The following is a 571-nucleotide window of genomic DNA, read 5'->3' as shown; positions in this document are numbered from 1 at the left end:
AAAGACCCGCTTCGGCGGGTTTTTTCGCGTTTAACGTGGCTCCAGGACCTGCAGCGGCAATCAATGCCGCGGATTTGATCTCACTTGCGCCAATTGTTCGCCTAAGGGTGCCAAAGTCCTCCACTTCCCACCACTGCCGCAATTCCGCGCCATTTAGCGGCCGAATTACCAGAACTTGCGCCTTTGCGGCCCCTTTTTGCGTTGACTGTGGTGGAAAGTGGAGTAATGTGGAGGACATAAGAGGGTGGTTGCAACATAGGGGATGTGCAGTTCCTGACATCGGACAGGCGGTGGGCCAGTGTTTCTGGGCACGCATTCGCCACGTCTCGATGAAAAGGGACGGATCATTCTCCCCGCGAAGTTCCGTGAGGAACTTGCCAGCGGGCTGGTCCTTACCCGGGGCCAGGAACGTTGCATCTATGTCTTCAGCGAGAAGGAATTTGCACGGGTCCACGAGCAAATGCGGGAGGCGCCAATCTCCTCAAAACAGGCGCGGGACTATATCCGCGTCTTTCTCTCTGGAGCCTCTGACGAGGTACCTGACAAGCAGGGGCGCGTGACTATTCCACCG

At 56.9% G+C, this 571-nt stretch carries 2 protein-coding genes; one reads left to right on the top strand and one right to left on the bottom strand.

What is annotated here, in order from left to right:
• A partial coding sequence (locus AC5RWX_RS34130; protein ID WP_494100550.1) for a hypothetical protein occupies positions 1 to 238 on the bottom strand: 238 nt, incomplete at its 3' end.
• A 60-nt stretch (positions 239 to 298) separates the two neighbouring features.
• Here AC5RWX_RS34130 and AC5RWX_RS34125 point away from each other — a divergent pair.
• The coding region (locus AC5RWX_RS34125; protein WP_494100549.1) for a division/cell wall cluster transcriptional repressor MraZ at positions 299 to 571 on the top strand (273 nt) is incomplete at its 3' end.

Source organism: Arthrobacter sp. SPT-J7, from assembly GCF_059089965.1.
This window is presented reverse-complemented; position numbering and strand designations above follow the sequence as displayed.